This window comes from Tritonibacter sp. SIMBA_163 (genome assembly GCF_046535935.1).
GTDB classification, from domain to species: Bacteria; Pseudomonadota; Alphaproteobacteria; order Rhodobacterales; family Rhodobacteraceae; genus Epibacterium; species Epibacterium scottomollicae.
The window spans coordinates 1-419 of record NZ_JAWJBP010000137.1; the positions used below are offsets into that span (position 1 = coordinate 1).

Annotated in this window: 1 protein-coding gene; it reads right to left on the reverse strand. The window is 59.7% G+C overall.

The features are described 5' to 3' along the window. Positions 1 to 411, reverse strand: a 411-nt coding sequence (locus R0J92_RS21790; protein WP_411053175.1) for a preprotein translocase subunit SecY, incomplete at its 3' end; no start/stop codon positions are given. Between the last annotated feature and the right edge of the window lie 8 nt (positions 412 to 419).

The window sequence follows — 419 nt, forward strand, 5'->3', positions numbered from 1 at the left end:
GGCAATGCCGAAAGCCTGGAACGTTGCCAGCAGGACCGTGAAGATACGCGTGTACTGCGTGATCTTTCGTTGCCCCGCCTGCCCTTCCTTCTTCAACGCTTCGAGTTGCGGCGAGACAATTGCCAACAACTGCATGATGATCGACGCCGAGATATACGGCATGATCCCAAGCGCGAAAATCGTGAACCGCGAAAGCGCGCCACCCGAGAACATGTTGAACATGCCAAGGATGCCGCCCGACCGGCTCTGGAACAACTTCGCCAGCTGGTCCGGGTCGATACCCGGCACCGGAATGTGCGCGCCGACACGGTAGACGATCAGCGCCAGCAGCAGAAACACTGCTCGCCGACGCAGATCGCCAAACTTCGCCGCGCTGCGACCGGGTTTTGCGAGACTCGGGCTGTTAGCCAAGTACCTTC